The sequence below is a fragment of the Pseudomonas sp. Soil_N_39 genome, from assembly GCF_057655955.1.
Genome location: NZ_JBDGLI010000027.1, coordinates 49639 through 69639, shown reverse-complemented (window position 1 = coordinate 69639; position 20001 = coordinate 49639). Strand labels below are relative to the sequence as shown.

17 protein-coding genes, 1 tRNA gene and 1 pseudogene are annotated in these 20001 nt (G+C 62.9%); 5 read left to right on the top strand and 14 right to left on the bottom strand.

Features of this window, described 5'->3' with window-relative positions; all coding sequences use genetic code 11:
- Position 1 precedes the first annotated feature (1 nt).
- Positions 2-74: transfer RNA gene (locus tag AC3A5O_RS27365), tRNA-Glu, on the bottom strand.
- 373 nt (positions 75-447) lie between these two features.
- Here AC3A5O_RS27365 and AC3A5O_RS27360 point away from each other — a divergent pair.
- Positions 448-1206, top strand: coding sequence for a hypothetical protein (locus AC3A5O_RS27360; protein WP_122565931.1), 759 nt, complete (start codon positions 448-450; stop codon positions 1204-1206).
- A 193-nt stretch (positions 1207-1399) separates the two neighbouring features.
- Here AC3A5O_RS27360 and AC3A5O_RS27355 read toward each other — a convergent pair whose 3' ends face one another.
- From AC3A5O_RS27355 to AC3A5O_RS27340, 4 genes and pseudogenes are all read right to left on the bottom strand, one after another.
- On the bottom strand, positions 1400-2104 hold the full coding sequence (locus AC3A5O_RS27355) for a methyl-accepting chemotaxis protein (RefSeq protein WP_420480621.1): 705 nt from the start codon (positions 2102-2104) through the stop codon (positions 1400-1402).
- Between the two features lie 204 nt (positions 2105-2308).
- A pseudogene (locus AC3A5O_RS27350) lies at positions 2309-2485 on the bottom strand (HAMP domain-containing protein); the annotation flags it as partial.
- Between the two features lie 992 nt (positions 2486-3477).
- Entirely contained in the window at positions 3478-4866 is a 1389-nt protein-coding gene (locus AC3A5O_RS27345; RefSeq protein ID WP_122565933.1) for an aminotransferase-like domain-containing protein, read from the bottom strand.
- A gap of 206 nt (positions 4867-5072) precedes the next feature.
- Positions 5073-5834, bottom strand: a complete 762-nt coding sequence (locus tag AC3A5O_RS27340; RefSeq protein ID WP_122565934.1) for an SDR family oxidoreductase — start codon at positions 5832-5834, stop codon at positions 5073-5075.
- 224 nt (positions 5835-6058) lie between these two features.
- Between AC3A5O_RS27340 and AC3A5O_RS27335 the strand changes: the two genes are divergently transcribed.
- Positions 6059-7063 (top strand): NADP-dependent oxidoreductase, encoded by a 1005-nt coding sequence (locus tag AC3A5O_RS27335; RefSeq protein ID WP_122565935.1) that lies wholly within the window; start codon positions 6059-6061, stop codon positions 7061-7063.
- 173 nt (positions 7064-7236) lie between these two features.
- Here the strand turns inward: AC3A5O_RS27335 and pyrF are convergent, their stop codons facing one another.
- The 9 genes from pyrF to AC3A5O_RS27290 all read right to left on the bottom strand — a co-directional run bounded on the left by pyrF (position 7237) and on the right by AC3A5O_RS27290 (position 14610).
- Positions 7237-7935, bottom strand: a complete 699-nt coding sequence (gene pyrF / locus AC3A5O_RS27330) for an orotidine-5'-phosphate decarboxylase (RefSeq protein ID WP_160893102.1) — start codon at positions 7933-7935, stop codon at positions 7237-7239.
- 285 nt (positions 7936-8220) lie between these two features.
- Positions 8221-9258, bottom strand: coding sequence for an AI-2E family transporter (locus AC3A5O_RS27325; RefSeq protein WP_122565937.1), 1038 nt, complete (start codon positions 9256-9258; stop codon positions 8221-8223).
- 63 nt (positions 9259-9321) lie between these two features.
- On the bottom strand, positions 9322-10140 hold the full coding sequence (locus AC3A5O_RS27320) for a DUF4892 domain-containing protein (RefSeq protein ID WP_122565938.1): 819 nt from the start codon (positions 10138-10140) through the stop codon (positions 9322-9324).
- A 129-nt stretch (positions 10141-10269) separates the two neighbouring features.
- Positions 10270-11121, bottom strand: a complete 852-nt coding sequence (locus AC3A5O_RS27315; RefSeq protein ID WP_460082468.1) for an alpha/beta hydrolase — start codon at positions 11119-11121, stop codon at positions 10270-10272.
- A complete protein-coding gene (locus AC3A5O_RS27310) occupies positions 11118-11912 on the bottom strand; it encodes an alpha/beta fold hydrolase (protein WP_122565940.1) in 795 nt (264 codons plus the stop codon). The genes AC3A5O_RS27315 and AC3A5O_RS27310 overlap by 4 nt, the downstream gene beginning before the upstream one ends.
- Before the next feature lie 272 nt (positions 11913-12184).
- A complete protein-coding gene (locus AC3A5O_RS27305; RefSeq protein ID WP_305490910.1) occupies positions 12185-12628 on the bottom strand; it encodes a hotdog fold thioesterase in 444 nt (147 codons plus the stop codon).
- 138 nt (positions 12629-12766) lie between these two features.
- Positions 12767-13210 carry a phosphohistidine phosphatase SixA gene (gene sixA / locus AC3A5O_RS27300; protein ID WP_305482334.1) on the bottom strand — a complete coding sequence of 148 codons (444 nt, stop codon included), beginning with the start codon at positions 13208-13210 and terminating at the stop codon, positions 12767-12769.
- Positions 13207-13554: a DUF4389 domain-containing protein gene (locus AC3A5O_RS27295; protein ID WP_053123936.1), complete on the bottom strand. Its 348-nt coding sequence runs from the start codon at positions 13552-13554 to the stop codon at positions 13207-13209. The genes sixA and AC3A5O_RS27295 overlap by 4 nt, the downstream gene beginning before the upstream one ends.
- 30 nt (positions 13555-13584) lie before the next feature.
- Complete coding sequence (locus AC3A5O_RS27290) at positions 13585-14610, bottom strand: NAD(P)H-dependent glycerol-3-phosphate dehydrogenase (RefSeq protein WP_122565943.1); 1026 nt, start codon at positions 14608-14610, stop codon at positions 13585-13587.
- 199 nt (positions 14611-14809) lie between these two features.
- Between AC3A5O_RS27290 and AC3A5O_RS27285 the strand changes: the two genes are divergently transcribed.
- From AC3A5O_RS27285 to AC3A5O_RS27275, 3 genes are read left to right on the top strand one after another with little or no spacing between them, the layout of a single operon-like run.
- Positions 14810-16933, top strand: coding sequence for a TonB-dependent receptor plug domain-containing protein (locus AC3A5O_RS27285; RefSeq protein ID WP_122565944.1), 2124 nt, complete (start codon positions 14810-14812; stop codon positions 16931-16933).
- Positions 16934-17866, top strand: a complete 933-nt coding sequence (locus AC3A5O_RS27280) for an ABC transporter substrate-binding protein (protein ID WP_122565945.1) — start codon at positions 16934-16936, stop codon at positions 17864-17866.
- On the top strand, positions 17863-19776 hold the full coding sequence (locus AC3A5O_RS27275) for an ATP-binding protein (protein WP_305467917.1): 1914 nt from the start codon (positions 17863-17865) through the stop codon (positions 19774-19776). Before AC3A5O_RS27280 ends, AC3A5O_RS27275 begins: the two co-directional genes overlap by 4 nt.
- The last annotated feature ends 225 nt before the right edge of the window (positions 19777-20001 follow it).

The window sequence follows — 20001 nt, the reverse complement described above, 5'->3', positions numbered from 1 at the left end:
GCGTCCCCTAGGGGACTCGAACCCCTGTTACCGCCGTGAAAGGGCGGTGTCCTAGGCCACTAGACGAAGGGGACACACGTACAACATTCACTCCTTAGAGCGTTTGGCTGAGTGCTTTACGCTGTAAGTGGCGCGCATTCTATGGATGGATTGAAGGGTCGTCAACCCCCAGATATAAATTTATTTAAATCAATGACTTCGCCCGGTTTGAGGGGGCGATCCATACATTTTGCTCGTCCGGTCTCTGACGCCTATATTCTGTCGTCCGCCGAGGCGCTATAGTCGCGCCCGGCAAATGATGGCAATGTGCTCCTACCCGGTCATGCTTCCTATAAACAGCACGACGCCCGTCTAATCACGTCGCTCGGGCCTATGCGCTTAAAAGCCAAGCCACTACACTCATGACATGCGTACCCTAATAAAGAGGTCTTACCGGTGACACCACTCATGATCACCCTGCTCGTCGTAGCCGGGATCGCCCTGTTGATCGCCATTGGCTACATGAACCACGTGGTGGAAAACAACAAGCTGGAAAAGGCCCGCACCAAGGTAGAACTCAACGACCGCATGCGTCGCTGTGGCGAGCTCACCGAAACCTTCCCCGGGCAGTTGATGACGCCAGCCTTGAAGTTGTTGATGACCCGCCTTGAGATGAATGTCTGCCAGCGCCTGCTGAACCTGGATAAAACCAATTCCGCGGTCAAGGCACGCCTGGACGAACTGAGCGCACTGGCTGCCCAGGGGGAGTCGATCCCGGTGAGCAATCCGCCGGCACCGATCCAGACCGAAGCCAAGGCCAAGGACGTTCGTTTCCTACTCGAAGCCTTGCACGGCCAGATCACCCGCGCCGCCCAGGACGGTTTCCTGCCACCCAACGAAGCCAAGCGCTGGATCCGTGAAGTGCGGCACATCCTGGTGCTGCTGCACATCGAGTTCTTCAACAACCTCGGCCAGCAGGCTTTGCAACAAGAACAACCCGGGCAGGCCCGCCTGGCCTTCGAACGCGGCGTGCAGTACCTGCGCAAGCAACAGGAACCACAGGTCTACGCCGAACAACTGGCCTACCTGGAGAAACTCCTGGCCCGCGCCAATGCCCAGGTCCTGGCCAGCACCCAGCCGGTCGAGGGCGAGGTCAACCAGTTGACCGAGGGCTTGAAGGACGACGAAATAAACGACGAGTGGAAGAAGAAGAAGGTCTACGACTGATACTAGGGCCGGGCTATCAAGCCTTCCCCTTTGTGGCGAGGGGATTTATCCCCGCTGGGCTGCGCAGCAGCCCTGAAATCAGATAGCTCGATCTGCTCAGACGGACCAAGACAACTTGTTGGGGGTGCTACGCACCCCAGCGGGGATAAATCCCCTCGCCACAAGAGCTGCCACAAAAGCTGCATCGTCTTTGTCACAACTTGAAATGCCCCACCATCCCTTTCAGCTCAATCCCCAACTGCGCCAGCTCGATGCTGGAAGCGGCATTGCCGCGCATCGCCAGGGACGATTGATCGGCGCTGGCGCGAATGCTGGTGACACTGCGATTGATCTCTTCGGCCACCGAGCTCTGCTGCTCGGCCGCCGCGGCGATCTGTTGGTTCATCTGCTGGATCAACGACACCGCCGCCGCAATGCTGCCCAAGGCGCTCTCGGTCTGCAGTGCGTCGCTGACGGCCATCTTCACCAACTCGCCACTGCTCTGGATCTGCTGCACGGAAGCCTGGGCCGCTGAGCGCAAGGCACTCACCAGCCGCTCGATTTCCTCAGTGGACTGTTGCGTGCGCCTGGCCAGGGCCCGCACCTCATCGGCCACGACCGCAAACCCCCTGCCCTGCTCCCCGGCGCGGGCCGCTTCGATAGCGGCATTGAGGGCCAACAGGTTGGTTTGCTCGGCCACGCTCTTGATCACACTCAGCACCGTGCCGATGTTCTGGATCTCGGCGCTGAGGCTTTCGATGCTGGAACTGGCCGACGTGGCCGAATCGGCCAGTTGCTCGATGCGCACCATGCTCTGGCGCACCACCTGCTGGCCGCTTTCGACCTTGTCGTCGGCGGTCTGGGCCGCTTGTGCCGCTTCTTCGGCATTGCGTGCGACATCGTGCACCGTGGCCGTCATCTGGTTCATGGCCGTGGCAACCTGCTCGGTTTCCTCTTTCTGACTGCTGACTTCCAGGTTGGTCTGTTCGGTCACCGTCGACAACGATTGAGCCGAGTTGGCCAATTGCTCGATCCCGGCCTGCAAGCCGCTGACGATACTGCTCAGCCCGGCGCCCATCTGTTGCATCGCTTGCATCAACTGGCCAATCTCGTCCCGGCGCGTCACTTCCACCGTGGCGCTCAAGTCGCCCGCCGCGATCCGCTGGGCAACACGAATGACACTGCGCAGCGGCGTCACGATCAGTCGGGTGATGACCCACGCTGCGATCAACCCCACCAGCAATGCCAAGGCCGACGAACCGATGATCAGCAGCGAATTCTTCTTCAGTTCGCTCTGCATGGCATGGTCTTCGGCACTGAAGGCCTGGTCAACCCGCTCCACCACCTGGGCGGCACGCTCGTGCAGTTGCTGGTAGACGACTTTTTCCTTCGCCAGCAGACCGGTGTATTCGGCCAATTGTTCATTGAACCCGGCGATATGCCCGGCCACTTCGTTCAGCACGGTCTGGTAACCCGGGTCCTTGACCGTAGTCTTGAGCGCTTCGGCCTGTTTCATGGCCTGCTCGGCCTGTTCGATGCTGCCTTCACCGGCGCCCTCAACATTGCCTTTGCGGCTCTGGTCCAAGCGAACCCGCGCTTCATTCATGGCTTGCAGCATCAGCCGCGACACTTCGCTGATCTGGTTGGCCTGTTCGATGAACTCGGCTCCTTCCTTGCCTTCGGAGTCTTTCAAGGTATAGGTGCCGTCATCCGCCAGCCCGGCCTGCAGCACATCGAGGTTGTTGGCCACGCTGGACACCGACCAACTGGCCATTTCCAGCGCCAGGTCCTTGCTCTGGCTCAACCCGACAAACTCGTCGAATGCCTTGCGATAGGCCCCCAGCGCCTGCTCGACGTCGTTCATCACCGGCACGTTGGCAGGCGACTGCGCCTTGAGTTCGTTCGCCAGGGCCAGCAGCCCGTCGACCCCTTGGCGCAGGGCATCGGCCGTCTTGGGGTCGGAACGCGAGGCGTATTCCTGCTCCAGCAGCCGGACCTTGAGCAACCCGCTGTTGAGGGACGACATCTGTTTCAGGCCATCGAAGCGATAGCTGATGGTCTGCAGGGACCAGACGCCGATGGCCGCGACCACAGCGGTCAACAGCAGCACCAGGACAAATCCGATACCCAGTTTTTTTGCCATACCCAGGTTGGCAAAACGTCCTTGCACGGCCGAAATCATTGCGCTCAGTCCTCTGCCAGTGTGTGTTGATTGCAGATTCGCAACGAGACGCCCTGCAACACAAGGTGCTGGCGTCGGAATAATGGCAAAAAGCTACAGCCGCGTCGTTTTCAGGACACTTGAGGTCGATCCAGAGCCGCGGCCCGGAAAAAACCCAGCGCCCGGGGATCACGGGCATAGGCCACGTTGATCCGTAGCCAGTCGCTGTCGGCGCCCGAGGGGCTGAAGGCCGTGGGCGAAGACAGCAACACGCCGAAGCGCTTGGCCAGACGTTGTAATCCAGCGTAGTCACTCATTGGCGATCTTGCCCAGATGAAAAGCCCGCCAGCGGGTTTGCCAAAGACCTCCCAGTCAGCATCCTCCAATACCTGCAGCAGTGCCGCCGTATCGACGCCCAAACGCTGCCGCTGGCGCTGGACCAGTTTGCGATAGGCCCCGTTGGCCAAGAGATTGGCAAGCACCGACTCACAGAACCGCGACCCGCCCATGCTGGTAATGCCCTTGACCTCGCTCAGGCGCGCGATGATGGACGGCCCGGCTACTACGAAACCGACGCGCAACGAACTGCTCAGGGTCTTCGAGAAACTGCCCACGTAGACCACGTCGGCATCCAGCGCCGCCAGCCGGGTCCGCGCCGAGTTCTGGAAATCGCCATAGGCATCGTCTTCGATCACCAGCACGGCGTGTTGCTTCGTCAGTTGCAGCAACCGTTGGGCCACGGCCGGTGCCAGGTTGCTGCCGGTCGGGTTGTGGCAGGCACTGTTGACGAACAGCGCACTGGGCCGATGTGTCGCCAACAACTCTTGCAACACATCAACGTCCGGGCCCCGCGGGGTCCTGGGCAGTTCGATCATGTCGATCTTGTGCAACTTGAGCAGGTCGAACAGGCTTGGATAACCGGGGCTCTCCACCACCACGCAGGCGCCTGGCTGCAACAGTGTCCGCACGATCAAGTCCAGCCCATGGGAGGCCCCGGTGGTGGTCAGGATCAGGTCTTTATCGGCCTCGATATTGAGCTGCTTCAGGCGCCTGGACAGCTGTTCACGCAGGGCGGGCAGCCCCAGCGACGTGCTGTAGTTGAACAGCCCCGCCATATCGGTGCGGGTGACCTGCCGGATCGCATAACCCAGGTCATCGCTTTCACGCCAGCTCTCGGGCAACCCGCCACATCCCAGCTTCAACGCCCATTGCGAGGAATCACCGCCCTCGGCGAGCGTGTCTTGCCACCGATCCGGGTCAGTGCACGTGTGCCCGGATGCAGGAGGTGGTGCGACAAAAAAGCTGGAGCCATGCCGGGACGCCAGCAGGCCTTGGGCAACCAGGCGCTCACACGCTTCATTGACGCTGGACTGGCTGAGCAGGTTCTGCCGCGCCAGTTGGCGCACGGACGGCAGGCGAGTCCCCGGTTGCACCGCATCCTGTCGGATCCAGCCGGTCAGCGCGTCGACGATTTGCTGCACGACAGGCACCAAGGCCTGCCGGTCGATTCTCAACTCCATGAGTAACCAAGCTCCTAAGCGTTTGTTTTATTTCCGGAAACAGTTAAGCACAGGCCACCCGCCAACGATGTACGACAACGTCGCCAAAACCGCCGATTCTCACCCTTTGAAACACATTGATAGGCCGCTCCGAGCTTTTTTTCACCGCCCAAAGAAAAAGCCCGCAACCAGTGCGGGCTTCGTCCTACAAGCTCAGGGAACCGTCCTCAGAACGCCGTGACCCCGCCGTCCACCGCCAAGGAATGGCCAGTGGTGAACGCCGCGCCATCGCTGCACAAATAGAGCACGGCGCTGGCGATTTCCTCGACCTTGCCGATACGCCCCACCGGGTGCATGGCATTGGCGAACTCGCCTTTTTTCGGGTCCGCCTCATAGGCGCGACGGAACATGTCAGTGTCGATCACCGCCGGACAGACCGCATTCACGCGAATCTTTTTCTTGGCGTATTCGATGGCGGCCGATTTGGTCAGGCCGATCACGGCGTGCTTGGAAGCGGCATAGATGCTCATCTTCGGCGCAGCGCCCAGGCCGGCCACCGAGGCCGTGTTGACGATAGCACCGCCGCCCTGCGCCAGCAGCAAGGGCAACTGGTACTTCATGCACAACCAGACGCCCTTCACATTGACGCCCATGATCGCGTCGAACTCGTCGAGCGTACCGTCGGCCAACTTGCCCTTCTCGATCTCGATCCCGGCGTTGTTGAAGGCATAGTCAAGGCGTCCGTAAGTCTTGATCACCTCGTCCATCAGCTGCTGCACATCGCTTTCCAACGTCACGTTGCAGCGCACGAACACCGCTTCGCCGCCCGCATCACGAATCGACTGCACCGTGCCCTCGCCGCCCGCTACGTCCAGGTCGGCCACGACCACTTTCAGGCCCTCTGCCGCGAACGCCTGGGCCGTGGCGCGACCAATGCCTGCGGCGGCGCCGGTTACCACGGCGACCTGTCCGGAAAACGTCATGCTCATTGTCAATTCCTCGAAGAATGCGGGGTCGCGCCAGTGTAGCCACAGCCTCCCGTGGCACGGCAGCACTATCCAGATGCCGGTTGAGCGTTCATGGACGCCAGTGATAACGGCACTGGAGGCACTATCACTGGGTTGGATCGAAGTGCATTCGCTGAGGCTGCGAACCTTGCGGCAAATGCTTCGAAGGTCTATCAACAAGTCTTCATTCATCTTGAGTGCCAACCATGACTGCCCAGACCAATCGCCAGTTCCTGCTCGCCAAACGCCCGGTAGGCGCCGCGACCCGCGAGACTTTTACCTATCAGCAAGTACCGGTGGGCGAGCCGGCAGCCGGCCAGATCCTGGTGAAGAACGAATATCTGTCCCTGGACCCGGCCATGCGCGGCTGGATGAACGAGGGCAAGTCCTATATCCCGCCGGTCGGTCTCGGTGAAGTGATGCGAGCGCTGGGTGTCGGCCAGGTGATCGCCTCGAACAACCCCGGGTTCGCGGTCGGGGACTACGTCAACGGTGCCCTGGGCGTGCAGGATTATTTCCTCGGCGAGCCAAGGGGTTTCTACAAAGTCGATCCGAAACTGGCACCGCTACCCCGTTATTTGTCCGCCCTGGGCATGACCGGCATGACCGCCTATTTCGCCCTGCTGGACGTCGGCGCGCCCAAGGCCGGCGAGACCGTGGTGCTGTCGGGCGCCGCCGGTGCGGTGGGGAGCATCGCCGGGCAGATCGCCAAGCTCAAAGGCTGTCGTGTGGTGGGCATCGCCGGCGGCGCCGACAAATGCAAATTCCTGGTCGATGAATTGGGCTTCGACGGGGCCATCGACTACAAGAACGAAGACGTCCACGCCGGTCTCAAGCGCGAATGCCCCAAAGGCGTGGATGTGTATTTCGACAACGTCGGGGGCGACATCCTCGATGCCGTGCTCAGCCGCCTGAACCTCAAGGCCCGCGTGGTGATTTGCGGCGCCATCAGCCAGTACAACAACAAGGAAGCGGTGAAGGGCCCCGCCAACTACCTGTCCCTACTGGTCAACCGGGCACGCATGGAGGGCTTCGTGGTCATGGACTACGCCTCCCAGTTCGCCGCCGCCGGACAGGAAATGGCCGGCTGGATGGCCAAGGGGCAGCTCAAGAGCAAGGAAGACATCGTCGAAGGGTTGGAGACCTTCCCCGAGACGCTGACCAAGTTGTTCAGTGGGGAGAACTTCGGGAAACTCGTACTCAAGGTCTGATACACATCAACTGGGGGAGCTGGCTCTCAAGGTCTACACAAAACAACTGTGGGAGCGAGCTTGCTCGCGATGGGGCCGCGTCAGTCAACATTGATATTGACCGACGCACCGCTATCGCGAGCAAGCTCGCTCCCACAGGTTCACTCCCACATCAAGGGGTTTTCAGTGTTTGATCAGGCCAGTTCGGCCACGACCGCCGCCAATGCCTTGGCCGGATCAGCCGCCTGGCTGATCGGGCGACCGATCACCAGGTAATCGGAGCCGGCGTCCAGCGCCTGGCGCGGGGTCAGGATGCGGCGTTGATCGTCCTGGGCGCTGCCCGCCGGACGAATCCCCGGGGTCACCAGTTGCAACGACGGGTGGGCCGCTTTCAGGGCGCTGGCCTCCAGGGCCGAGCAGACCAGACCGTCCAGGCCGGCCTTCTGCGCCAGCGCCGCCAACCGCAGCACCTGCTCCTGGGGCTCGATGTCCAGACCGATCCCGGCCAGGTCCTCGCGCTCCATGCTGGTCAGCACGGTCACGCCGATCAGCAACGGTTTCGGGCCGCTGCGCTGATCCAGCACTTCACGGCAAGCCGCCATCATGCGCAGGCCACCGGAGCAATGCACGTTGACCATCCACACGCCCATCTCCGCAGCTGCCTTGACCGCCATGGCGGTGGTATTGGGAATGTCGTGGAATTTCAGGTCCAGGAACACTTCGAAACCCTTGTCACGCAGGGTCCCGACAATTTCCGAAGCGCAACTGGTGAACAGTTCCTTGCCGACTTTGACCCGGCAAAGCTTGGGGTCCAACTGGTCGGCCAGCTTCAGGGCGGCGTCACGGGTGGGGAAATCCAGGGCGACGATAATGGGCGTCTGGCAGGCGGACATGAGCGGGCTCTCAGGCAAGTCGAAATCGGCGCGCATTGTAGCGGAACGAGCGCCCGTGCGGGACCCGATGATCGGTAAATCTCATCGCCCCCCGACATGGCACTGCGCTATGCCGCAACCCCGTGGCGAGGGAGCTTGCTCCCGCTGGGCTGCGCAGCGGCCCTAAAGCCAGATAACGCGGTGTGTCAGGTAGATCAAGGTGATTGGTTTGGGGTCGCTTCGCAACCCAGCGGGAGCAAGCTCCCTCGCCACTGGTGCTCGGACCACAAATGCTCGGCATTCAAACTATCGAGCCTGGCTTTTGCTCCAGTCCGTCAACAGGCTGTACGCCACCGCCAACAGGGTCGGGCCTATGAACAGGCCGATGAACCCGAAGGCGATCAATCCGCCGAACACCCCCAGCAACACGATGACCAGGGGCAGGTTTCCGCCTCGGCTGATCAGGTAGGGTTTGAGCACGTTGTCCACACCACTGATGATGAACGTGCCCCAGATGCCGAGGAACACCGCCATTCCGTATTCACCCTTCCATGCCAGCCACGCCGTGGCGGGGATCCAGACCAGGGGAGGCCCCATGGGGATCAGGCTCAGCAGGAACGTGACGATCCCCAGCACCAGCGCCCCCGGCACCCCGGCGATCAGGAAACCGATCAGCGCCAGCACGGCCTGGGCCGCCGCGGTGCCGATCACGCCGTTGACCACCCGTTGCACCGTACCGGCCACCAGCTCGATGTAGTAACCGGCACGGTCGCCGATCAGACGCTCCAGCAACCCGTGGACGAACACCGCCAGGCGCGGGCCGTCGCGATAGAAAAAGAACACGAATACGATGCTCAGGGTCAGTTCGAGGATGCCACCGCCGATCTGCGCACTGCGCGCCAACAGCCAGTTGCCCACCTGCCCCAGGTACGGTTTGATGGACACCATCATGGCCGCGCCCTGCTGATCGATGCTGTTCCAGATGCCGACCAGTCGCCCGCCCACCAGCGGCACGCCGGCCAGCCAGACGGGCGCTTCCGGCAAGCCGTCGACCTGCACGTCCCTGATGAACGCCGTGGCATCGCGCACATGGTCGGCCAGGTTGAACCCCAGCCACACCAGCGGCACCGCCACCAACAGCATCCAGCCCACCGTCAGCAACGCCGCCGCCAGGGATTCGCGGCCATTGACCCAACGGGTCAGCAGGCGCATCAACGGCCAACTGGCGAACGCCAGCACCGCACCCCAGAACAGCGCCGACCAGAACGGCGCCATGACCCAGAGGCTTGCGCCGAACAACACCAGGAGCAGGATCTGCACCAACAGCCGATCGTTATTGAGCATGTAGGGTCTCGAAAAAATGAACAGGACCGGGGCAACGGTGTGAACCCGCTGCCCCGAAACAGCTTAGCGCAGCAATTCCAGGTGCAATCCCGCCGCCTCGCCGCTGGCGGCCTCCATGCGCGCCGCCCGGACACCCTGGCCCGCCAGCGCCTCAAGCCAGTCCTCGGCCCGGGGACCGGCGATACTGACCCGCAGGCCCGTGTCCAGGTTCAGCGCCCGGGACAACAGGCGCAACCAGGTGTCGTCCGGCTCACCGGCAAGACGCGGCAAGTCCAGGACACCGGTGTCCTTGAGTTGGCGCAGCAGGGTGGCCGAGGTCGGCAGCAAGTCCCCCAGCGCAGCATTCGCCTCGAACTGCTCGACATGCAGGTAGGCCTTGCGATTGCCGCGGGTGATGGCATACAGCGCAATCAGCGTGTTGTCCGCGGGCGGCGCCAGGCGCAGCAGCAGGAAGGCCTGGCCGTTGTCGGCGCCATAGAGCTTGGCATTGCCGAAGACGTCGTTGGCCCACAGGCTGCTTTCGCCGCAATCGCGGGCCTGGCACCAGAACAACAGCTCGGCACCCTGTTTCTGCAACGCTTCGCGAGCCGCGGTGAAGGCCTGGGTGGCGGAATGTTCCGGCGGCAGTTCATAGGTAACCGACGTGACATTCCCACGGGCATCGACCTGGCCGTCAAAGCGCAACTGGCCACTGATCTTGCGGATCGAGCCCATGGGGTAGACACGTTCCAGGTCGCTGGTCTGCCGGTAATCGACAATCTGGGCATCGGGCATGCGCGGCACGCGATCCAGGTCGCGACTGCCCGGCACATCGACGGCGAACGACGCCGGGCTGAGGCAGGCCAGCGCCAGCAGGACGAGTGAGTGAGCGGATAATTTCATCGGATCGGCTTTGCCTGGGACGCTTGAACGCAACGGGCGTCGTCGATGTGCCGCGAGGCTGGCAAACAGAGGTCTGTCATGGTTGTCTCCCTTTCAACCCGCCCAGCCTCGACAGTTGCCCGGCGCAAGTCAAGGAGCGGTGAAGAACCGATTGAAACAGTCTGCTACAAGCGCGGCACCGACCTCGTCGTTCAGGTGCAAATGATGGCCGCCCGGCAACTGCTCATGACTGAAGGGTAGACGCTCCAGCAATTCCGGGTGCTGGGCAAGCATGCCTTCGGCCGCCACCACCAGATGCGCCGGACAACCGACCCGGGCGACGAACGCCATGGCCTGGTCCTCGGTCAGGCGCAGGGGCGATGGCAGGGTCAGGCGGTTGTCGGTGCGCCAGGTGTAGCCCCCCGGCACCGGCATCAGGCCACGCTGGGCCAGCAACTCGGCAGCCTCACGGCTGACCGCCACCAGCCCCTTCATGCGCACTTCGATGGCCCGCTCGAGGGTCTTGTAGACCGGCTTGCGTTTTTGCTGCAAATCCAACTGGGCTTGCAGGGCCATGCCCATGCGTTCGGCCGCGTTATCACCTTTGGCTGTAGGAGGAATCACCCCGTCGATCAACCCCAGGTGCGTCACCCGTTCCGGCAGAGAGCCGGCCAGTACCAGCGACACAATGGCGCCCATGGAATGCCCCAACAGGGCGAAGCGCTTCAAGCCCAGTTGCTCGGCCACTTGCAGCACATCATGGGCGTAGTCCCACAAGGCATAGCCGGCGCCCGGCGGCCGATGTTCGGAATGACCGTGACCGGCCATGTCCAGGGCAATCACCCGCAGCCCCTCAAGCTTGGGCGCCAAGCGGGCGAAGCTGTTGGCGTTGTCCAACCAACCGTGCAGGGCAATCACCGGCAAACCGTCTTCCGGGCCGAACAAGTGCGCCGCCAGTTCGATGTGAGGCAGGCTCAGGCGGACCTCCTCGACCACACTCATGCGCTGCGCCCTTCCCAACGCTGGAACAGATTCTTGAGCAGGTTGGCTGTGTCCTGTGGACGTTCGAGGGGAAACATATGGCCGCCGGGCATGCTCAGGGATTCGCCATGGAGCATGCGCCCGACCGAACGGGTGTGATGCCGCATCACCACGCGACTCTGCCGGCCGCGCACCACGGCCAGCGGCACCTTGAGCTTACGAGGCCGACCTGGGCTGGTGTGCGGCACGCCGCGGTAGATGCTGATTTCCGTGGCCGGGTCGAAGCGCAGCCGCAGTCGGTCGCCGACTTGCTGCAGGCCGTGTTGCAGGTAGGCGTCGAAACAATCCGGATCAAAGCTGCGGAACAGTGTCTTGCCGGCAAAATACTGCCGGGCGGATTCCAGGTCAGCGAACTCCTCACGCCGTCCCAGGGTCCGGCCGGCCGGGGTCAGGCGATCGATGAACCCCAGGCGCTTGGCAGCCAGGATCACCCACTGGTCGGTACGGGTCAGCACCGGCGAATCGAGCATGACCACGCCGCGATATAACTGAGGGCAGCGCAACGCCGCGTGCAGATGCAGCACACCGCCCAGGGAGTGACCAACGCCCCACACCGGCGCCGGTTGCTGTTCCAGGTGATGGATCAGTTCGTCCACCAGGTTGTGCCAGTTATCGTCCACCGGAAAACGCGGGTCATGGCCGTGCAGTTCCAGGTGCGCGACTTGGTACTGCGGCGCCAATGCGGCGAACAGCTTGCCGTAGGTGGCCGAGGGAAAACCATTGGCGTGGGCGAAAAAAATCTGTTGCGACATGACAGCCGATCCATTGGGGGAACTGCGGCAGATTGTCCGCAGAACCCGACGGCGCGGCAATGACCGTAACTGACAGGAATGATGACAGTCGGGCTTGGGCTATGGGGCTATCAAGCTGTAAGCACTGCCCCATGTGGCGAGGAGACTTGTGGGAGTAAGGCTTGCCCGCGACACAGACGACTCGATTTCTGAAAGACCGCATCGCCGCCATCGCGGGCAAGCCTTGCTCCCACAGAGAATCCCCTCGCCACAGGGGGCGGATTAACCTCGTTTCAACGCGCCGGCGGCTGCTCGCCCAACGGCACCACCGCCATGGTCAGGCGCGACACGCAGTTGACCTTGCCCTCGCCATTGACCAGGCGGATGTCCCAGACCTGGGTGGTACGGCCCAGGTGAACCATCCGGGCCGTGGCGGTCACCCGCCCGCTGCGCACGCCGCGCAGGTGGTTGGCGTTGATTTCCAGGCCCACGCAATAGAATTTGGTGGGGTCCACACAGAGGTAGGCAGCCATGGACCCGACCGTTTCGGCCAGCACCACCGAAGCACCGCCGTGCAACAGGCCGAACGGCTGGTGGGTGCGCTGATCGACCACCATGCTGGCGGTCAGGGATTCGTCGTCGAAGGACTCGAACCGGATGTCCAGCACTTCGCTGATGGTGTTTTTACCGGCGGCGTTCAGTTTCTCGATGTCGGGGGTGGTGCGCCACAGACTCATCGTTGCCCTTCCTTTGTTGTTTTTGTTGCAATCAATCCTGCATAGCACTGTGGGAGCAAGGCTTGCCCGCGATGCAAACGCTGGGGGTGGATCAGGTGTTGCTCGTCGACACTATCGCGGGCAAGCCTTGCTCCCACATCACAGACGCCTGAGCGTCATCGCCCCGGCCAGCGGCATATCGCCTTCCAGCTCGGCCAGGCCAGCCGTCTGCACTTGCTCGGGTTGTTGCAGGTGGCCGTGCTGCAGTAAGCCCAGCAAGCTGCCCACCAACGGGTTATGGCTGACCAGCAGCACATCGTCCTGGTCCTCCAGATGCCTTAGCACCTCCGTCGGCCGGGTCTCCGGCGTGAGCCAATCGACGGTGATCAGTTCAGGTTCGAAACCCAGTGCTTCGCGCACCAGTTGCGCGGTCTGCTGGGCACGCACATAAGGGCTGGCATAGATGGCCCGCAATGGCTCGCCCATCAACCGGCCGGCGCTGAGCAACACCTCCTCGCGGCCATGCACCGTCAAGACCCGTTCCGGATCGGGGCGGACACCATGGGGCTCGGCCTCACCGTGCCGCAATATCCACAGTTTCATAGCTTCGGCTCCTCGTCACGGACGGGGTGCGGGGCCGGTGCCACGGCGTGTGGCGCTTCACCTTCCGGCGTGCGCGGGGTCGGCCAGTCGGCGAACGGCCACGGCTTCTGGTCGCTGTGGAAGGTGCCGAAGCGGCCGATCTGGGCCAGGAACTGGCTCAGGCTATCGCCGAAGTTCATCAGGCTTGCACTAGGCGCGCCGTAGATCAGTCGATAGATCAATTGCACCAGCACCACGGCGCCGAGGATGAATTGCGCCACCTGCCAGACCAGCAGATAGACCACCATCCACAGCACACGCAGCAGGATGGATTCGTATTGGGGTTGCCCTTGCGGATCGTTCATGGCTCGCTCCTGCTTGCGGTCAATAGCGGTTCAATTGAAACCGCTGGTGGAAATGAAATCGACGTCGGTCTTCGGTTCGCCACGCATCAACAGCTCGATCACCTGTTCCAGCGTGCGCCCTTCGAACAGAATCGCGTGCAGCCCGGCGACCAGCGGCATGTACACCCCCGCCTCCTGGGATTTGGCCTTGAGCACCTTGAGGGTGTTGACCCCTTCGGCCACTTCACCCAGGCGCGACACGGCCTCGTCAAGGCTCAAGCCCTGGCCGAGGGCAAAGCCGACCTGGTAGTTGCGGCTCTTGGGCGAGGAACAGGTGACGATCAGGTCGCCCACCCCGGCCAATCCCAGGAAGGTCATCGGATTGGCGCCCTGGCTGACGGCGAAGCGGGTCATTTCCGCCAGCGCGCGGGTGATCAGCATGCTCTTGGTGTTCTCGCCCATGCCCAGCGCCACCGCCATGCCGGCGATGATGGCATAGACGTTTTTCAGCGCCCCGCCCAGCTCCACCCCGAAACGGTCAGCGCTGGCGTAGACCCGAAAGGTGCGGCCATGGAGTGCGGCCTGGACCCGTTGGCAGAGTTCCTCATCCTCACTGGCGACCACCGTGGCGGTCAGCGCGTGCTCGGCGATTTCCCGCGCCAGGTTCGGACCGGAAATCACACCGATCCGCGCCTTGGGGGCGATTTCTTCGAGAATCTCGCTCATCAGCTTGAAGGTCTGGGCTTCGATGCCCTTCGTCAAGCTCACCAACAGCTTGCCGCTCAAGCGTTCGGCATGGGGCGCCAATACCGAACGCAAGGCACTGGACGGCAAGGCGACGAAGAACAGGTCGCTGCCCTCCAGGGTGGCCTGCAAATCAGTCACCGGCACCACTTCCGGGCGAATCTTGATGCCCTTGAGGTAACGCGGGTTCTCGCGATTGACCCGGATGGCCTCGGCCTGTTCCGGGTCACGCATCCACTGGCGCACCGGGTGACCATTCTCGGCCAGCAGGTTAGCCACGGCGGTACCGAAACTCCCGCCCCCCAGGACCGCAATCGGGCGCTGTTCAGTCATATGCAATCCGTTCATCCATACCAAGTGGCAATGCGGGGCATTATACGGAGCGGCCGGATGGCGACCAGCCCCGGCAACAATTACCGCCAGCTGTAGGAAGCTGACCACCAATTCCTAGGAAAATGCTGTCAACGTGAATGGAAAAGTCGTTCAGCTCAGTTAACATGCCCGTCACCCACCCATTCTCATAGGCTGTGCCGTGTCCGTTGGCCCTTCCCGTTCAGGTTCGTCCCTGCTTTTGGCACTGATCATCAGCCCGCCAGTGCTGGCCGACGACTTGTTCGTGGACAGCCAGCCCCTGCCCCAGGTGCTGACGGCCACGCGCCTCAAGCAATCGCCGGCGGCGGTGCCGGGCAGCATGACCGTGCTCGACAGCGAGCTGATCAAGGCCAGCGGCGCCCGGGACATCAGCGAGCTGCTGCGCCTGGTACCGGGCATGATGGTCGGCAACATCACCGGCAACCAGGCCGCCGTGAACTACCATGGCACCAACGCCAGCGAAGCGCGCCGCATGCAAGTGCTGATCGACGGCCGCTCGGTGTACCGCGCCGGCCTGGCCACGGTGGACTGGAGCGATATTCCGGTGGCCATGGAAGACATCGAGCGGATCGAAGTCTTTCGCGGCCCCAACACCGTCAGTTATGGCGCCAACGCGCTGATGGCAGTGGTCAACATCATCACCCGCGCCCCGGCCGACAGCCACGGCACCCGGCTGAAAATCACCCGGGGCCAGCGTGGCATCAGCGACTGGTACGCCAGTCAGGGCAGCGGCTGGGAAGGCGGCGACCTGCGGCTGTCGCTGTCAGGCCAAGAAGATGATGGTTTTGACAGCGACCGCAACGGCGCCGACTACCGCGACAGCCGCCGCCTGAACCGCTTCAACCTGTCCGTCAGCCAGACCCTGGACGAACGGCAGAGCATCGACTGGCAATTGAACGCCAAGGATGGGACCAACCAGCGGCCTTATACCTACCGCCCCGTGTTCGCCGGGATTACCGCCGCCGGGGATAACTCCGACGTCATCGCCAAGGACTACGCCGGCTCACTGCGCTGGAACCTGGACCTGGACCCCGACCACAGCCTTTATGTACAGGGCTCGATCCAGCACTGGGATCGCCAGCAGACCTGGCGCGCCTGTGACGCCGAGGTGTCCTTCAGCCCACAACTGACCGACCTGTGGCAGCTCAACCCCAACTATGCCGAGAAGCTGGCGCGCAATATCCCCAGCTACATCAACAACGGCGCGCCAACCGGCACGCCACAGGAACAGGCGCTGGCCAATCAGGTGCTCGACCAGTGGCGCAACGGTGCCTCGCAAACCCTATGCGGCGATATCGACCAGAGCGCCCGGGAATCGCGCTACGACCTGGAGATCCAGGACACCCTGAGCCTGTCCGACAGCCTGCGACTGGTCACCGGCGCCAACTATCGCTACGACCGGGCCGACTCGGAGACGTACTTCAACGGCACCCTGGACGACACCACCTGGCGCCTGTTCGGCCAGCTCGAATGGCGGGCCACCGAGCATTGGCTGTTGCAGGGTGGCGCGATGTTCGAAGACACCCGTTTGACCGGCAGTTCGCTGACTCCGCGGGTCGCGGTCAACTACCTGATCACCCCGCGCCACGGCCTGCGGGCGGTGTACTCCGAAGCCGTGCGCTCGCCGGACATGTTCGAAAACAACGTCAACTGGAGCTATCAGGTCACCAACCTGCAACCCGCCGCCTTCGGCCAGAACAGTGCCCGTTACTTCGTCCGGACCCGCGGCCCGGGCAATCTGGAGCAAGAACACATGCGCTCCCGGGAACTGGGCTACAACGGTTACTTCGTGGACTTGGGCCTGGCCGTCGACGTGAAGCTGTTCCATGACGAAATCACCGGCATGATCAGCGAGCCGCTGCGCAACAATCAGTACATTGCCAGCAACGCCAATGAATCACAGTTCTCCGGGGTCGAGACCCAGTTCGACTGGCGCATGACCAGCACCGATCGCTTGCGCCTGACCTACGCCTATGTCGACGCCCAGGCCAGCAACCCTCTCGATGAACAACTGACCGCCCGCAACAGCGGTTCGGCCGGTTGGCTACGGGATTGGGGCCAGGGCTGGAACAGCGCACTGTTCTATTACGCCGCCGACGACCTCAACGGCTATCGCTTCGAACGGGTGGACACCCGCGTCGCCCGGCGCATTCCCCTGGGCAAGGCCAGCCTGGAGCTGGCGGGCGTCCTGCAGCAGCGCCTGGACAACCAACCCATGACCTTCGTCGACAACCGCTACGACGCCCGCCATGTCGTGTACTTCAGCGCGGAGTTGTCGTTCTAGATGTCCCGGCACTCACCCTGCAAGACGCCATTTCATGGCCGCCTGAGGCTGACCCTGTGCCTGGTGTTTGCCGGGTGGCTGGCAACCTTCCAAGCCCGGGCCGCCGAAATTCTGTTGACCGGCGCCGAGGACAGCCCCGGCGTGCAGTCTTTCACCCAGGCCCTGAAAACCCTGCGCCCCGAAGACAGCGTGCGGTTTACGTCGCTGGCCAACCTGCCGACGCCGGATAAGTTGCCGGACAATGTCCGCCTGGTCCTGCTTGACCTGCCCAGCCTGGAGTGGCGCCTGCAGGATGCCCAGGGGCCGGCCACCCTGGTCCTGCGCATCAGCCGCCAGCAAGCCCGCGACCGCCTGGGCGACGCTACGCCCGCGCACCTGAGCCTGCTGTGGAGTGACCCACCGATGGCGCGGCAATTGCGGCTGATCCGCACCATCCTGCCGCAAGTGCGACGGGTCGGCGTGCTATACGACACCCACAGTGAATTCCTGCTCAAGGACATCCGACAGGCCGCGGCACCGCTGGGCCTGGTGATCGTCAGCGAACGCTGGGACGACACCAGCGACAGCCGTCCCCTGCAAAACCTGCTGGGCCAGAGCGACGTGCTGCTGGGCCTCGATGACCCCGACTTGTACAACCCCAAGACCGTGAAGAACCTGTTGCTCAGCAGCTACGCCCGGCAACGCGCCCTGATCGGGCCGAGCGCCGCATTCGTCAAGGCCGGCAGCCTGGCCAGCACCTACAGCGACCAACACGACTGGCTGGCGATTCTCGACGACCTGCTCGACCGCCCCGCCACGACCTGGCCGCGCACGTTGTATCCGGACCGTTTCAAGGTCCTGGGCAACCGGCAGGTCTCCCGCTCGCTGGGAATCGAACCGATTGACGCCGAATCCGTCGCGGCAACGCTGGCCGAAGGAGAACACCGCCCATGACCTTGCGTCGCCGTTGGGACATCAACACCCGTACCCAGCTCATCGCCCTCGGCCCGGCGTTGCTGCTGACCTTGCTGCTGATCAGCTTCTTTACCTTCGTGCGGATCCAGGACTTGCGCCAGGAGCTCAATCACACCGGTCAACTGATCGCCAACCAACTGGCCCCCGCCACGGAGTACGGGGTAATTTCCGGCAACAACGAAGTGCTGGAAAGCCTGCTCACCGCGACCCTGGCCACCCCGCACGTGCGTTTCCTGGAGGTGCAGGACAGCACCGACAAGGTCCTGGTGTACGTCGAACAACCCGAGCAGGTCCACAGCCGTGCCCAGCAGATCGAAGTCTTCCAGGCCCCGGTGCGCCTGCAACGCATTGCCCTGAACAATGATTTCCTGCAAGGCAACAGCACCGCCGTCGAAGCGTCCGGCGAAGACTACCTGGGCCGCGTGATCGTCGGCATGTCCAGTGACGCCTTCAGCCAGCGGCAACAGGAGATCCTGTTCAAGGCCGCGATCCTCGCGCTGTTCGCCCTGCTGTTTACCTTCCTGGTGGCGCGCCGGCTGGCGACCAACCTGTCCCGGCCGATCCGCGACATCGGCAACGCGGTCAAGGCCATCCAGCAAGGCGACTACAGTACCCCGCTGCCGATCGTCGATGACGCCGAACTGGGCGCCTTGTCCCGGCACATCAACAACCTGGCCGACGGCCTGGAGCAAGCCAGCCGCGAACAGCACCAGGCCATGGCGCAGTTGATCAAGACCCGCGAAGAAGCGGAAAAAGCCAACAGCGCCAAGTCCGAGTTCCTGGCGATGATGAGCCATGAACTGCGCACGCCCATGAACGGCGTACTGGGTATGCTGCAGTTGTTGGAAACCACCCGCATGACCGACGAGCAGCACGAGTACACGGCACTGGCCTCGGAATCCACCGAACACCTGCTGAAGGTGATCAACGACATCCTCGATTTCTCGCGCATCGAACGCTCGGCCCTGGAACTGGAGCACATCCCGTTCAACCTGGCCGAACTGGTGGGCAGTTGCGCGCAGTCGTTCCAGCACAGCGCCGCGCAACGCAAGCTCGGCCTGGACCTGCTGGTCCCGGACGACATGCAGGCCTTGCAGGTGCAGGGCGATCCGACGCGGATACGGCAGATCCTGGTGAACCTGATCGGCAACGCGCTGAAATTCACCGAGCAAGGCCGCGTCACCGTGCAATGCCAGTGGCAGGCCCTGGATCACGAACTGCTGTGGTTCACCTGCACGGTGCGCGACAGTGGCATCGGTATCCCCGCCGAGAGCCTGGAGCGCATGTTCGACGCCTTCCAGCAGGCCGACAATTCGATTTCCCGGCGCTACGGCGGCACCGGCCTGGGCCTGCCGATCGCCCGCACCCTGGCTGAACGCATGGGCGGGACACTGCGGGCCCAGAGCGAAGAAGGCCAAGGCTCGGTGTTCACCCTCGAGATCCCGCTGGCCCTGTCGCGCCAGACGCCACCGACCCTGGCGCCGCGCCTGCCCACCGGCAATGGCAATGGCAATGGCAATGGCGAAGGTCGCAACGTGTTGCTGGTGGAAGACAATCCGGTCAACCAGACGGTGATCGAAGCCATGCTGCGCAGCCTGGGCTTCACCGTCAGCGTCGCCACCGATGGCGCCCAGGCCGTACGCAGCGCCGAAAGCCTGATTTTCGAAGCGATCCTCATGGATTGCCGATTGCCCATCATCGATGGCTACGAAGCCACGCGGCAGATCCGCCAGTTGCCGGGCTGCGACGAGGTGCCGATCATCGCCCTGACGGCCAACGCCTTGCAGGGCGACCGCGAAGCCTGCCTCGCGGCAGGCATGAACGATTACCTGGCCAAGCCGTTCAAAAGGAACGACCTGCAGCAGATTCTGCAGCGCTGGGTGAATTAGAACAGGTCGCCGGACCATCTGTGACTGGCGTGAAAGGCGAAAGTGCGGCAGTCTTAGGCACCCGAACAAGCCTCGATTGGGGCTTGAATAAAAATTTCAGTGCACAGGTGTACATTCATTTCCCGTGTGCTGTGACTTTCACTACAACGCAATAGTCTATGAGTAGGCTGTCGATTCGAGGCATGAACGCTTCGATCGGCCGGGAAGATTTGCCCCACCCTGCCG

Excerpts from the sequence above, each read along its gene's own strand:
- pyrF (WP_160893102.1), bottom strand. The coding sequence starts at position 7,935 with ATGTCCGCCTGCCAGACGCCCATTATCGTCGCCCTGGATTTCCCCACC.
- AC3A5O_RS27345 (WP_122565933.1), bottom strand. The coding sequence starts at position 4,866 with ATGGAGTTGAGAATCGACCGGCAGGCCTTGGTGCCTGTCGTGCAGCAA.
- AC3A5O_RS27295 (WP_053123936.1), bottom strand. The coding sequence starts at position 13,554 with ATGAACGATCCGCAAGGGCAACCCCAATACGAATCCATCCTGCTGCGT.
- AC3A5O_RS27335 (WP_122565935.1), top strand. The coding sequence starts at position 6,059 with ATGACTGCCCAGACCAATCGCCAGTTCCTGCTCGCCAAACGCCCGGTA.
- AC3A5O_RS27280 (WP_122565945.1), top strand. The coding sequence starts at position 16,934 with ATGTCCCGGCACTCACCCTGCAAGACGCCATTTCATGGCCGCCTGAGG.
- AC3A5O_RS27290 (WP_122565943.1), bottom strand. The coding sequence starts at position 14,610 with ATGACTGAACAGCGCCCGATTGCGGTCCTGGGGGGCGGGAGTTTCGGT.
- AC3A5O_RS27355 (WP_420480621.1), bottom strand. The coding sequence starts at position 2,104 with ATGACGGCCACGGTGCACGATGTCGCACGCAATGCCGAAGAAGCGGCA.
- AC3A5O_RS27340 (WP_122565934.1), bottom strand. The coding sequence starts at position 5,834 with ATGAGCATGACGTTTTCCGGACAGGTCGCCGTGGTAACCGGCGCCGCC.
- sixA (WP_305482334.1), bottom strand. The coding sequence starts at position 13,210 with ATGAAACTGTGGATATTGCGGCACGGTGAGGCCGAGCCCCATGGTGTC.
- AC3A5O_RS27360 (WP_122565931.1), top strand. The coding sequence starts at position 448 with ATGATCACCCTGCTCGTCGTAGCCGGGATCGCCCTGTTGATCGCCATT.
- AC3A5O_RS27275 (WP_305467917.1), top strand. The coding sequence starts at position 17,863 with ATGACCTTGCGTCGCCGTTGGGACATCAACACCCGTACCCAGCTCATC.
- AC3A5O_RS27325 (WP_122565937.1), bottom strand. The coding sequence starts at position 9,258 with ATGCTCAATAACGATCGGCTGTTGGTGCAGATCCTGCTCCTGGTGTTG.
- AC3A5O_RS27305 (WP_305490910.1), bottom strand. The coding sequence starts at position 12,628 with ATGAGTCTGTGGCGCACCACCCCCGACATCGAGAAACTGAACGCCGCC.
- AC3A5O_RS27310 (WP_122565940.1), bottom strand. The coding sequence starts at position 11,912 with ATGTCGCAACAGATTTTTTTCGCCCACGCCAATGGTTTTCCCTCGGCC.
- AC3A5O_RS27315 (WP_460082468.1), bottom strand. The coding sequence starts at position 11,121 with ATGAGTGTGGTCGAGGAGGTCCGCCTGAGCCTGCCTCACATCGAACTG.
- AC3A5O_RS27320 (WP_122565938.1), bottom strand. The coding sequence starts at position 10,140 with ATGAAATTATCCGCTCACTCACTCGTCCTGCTGGCGCTGGCCTGCCTC.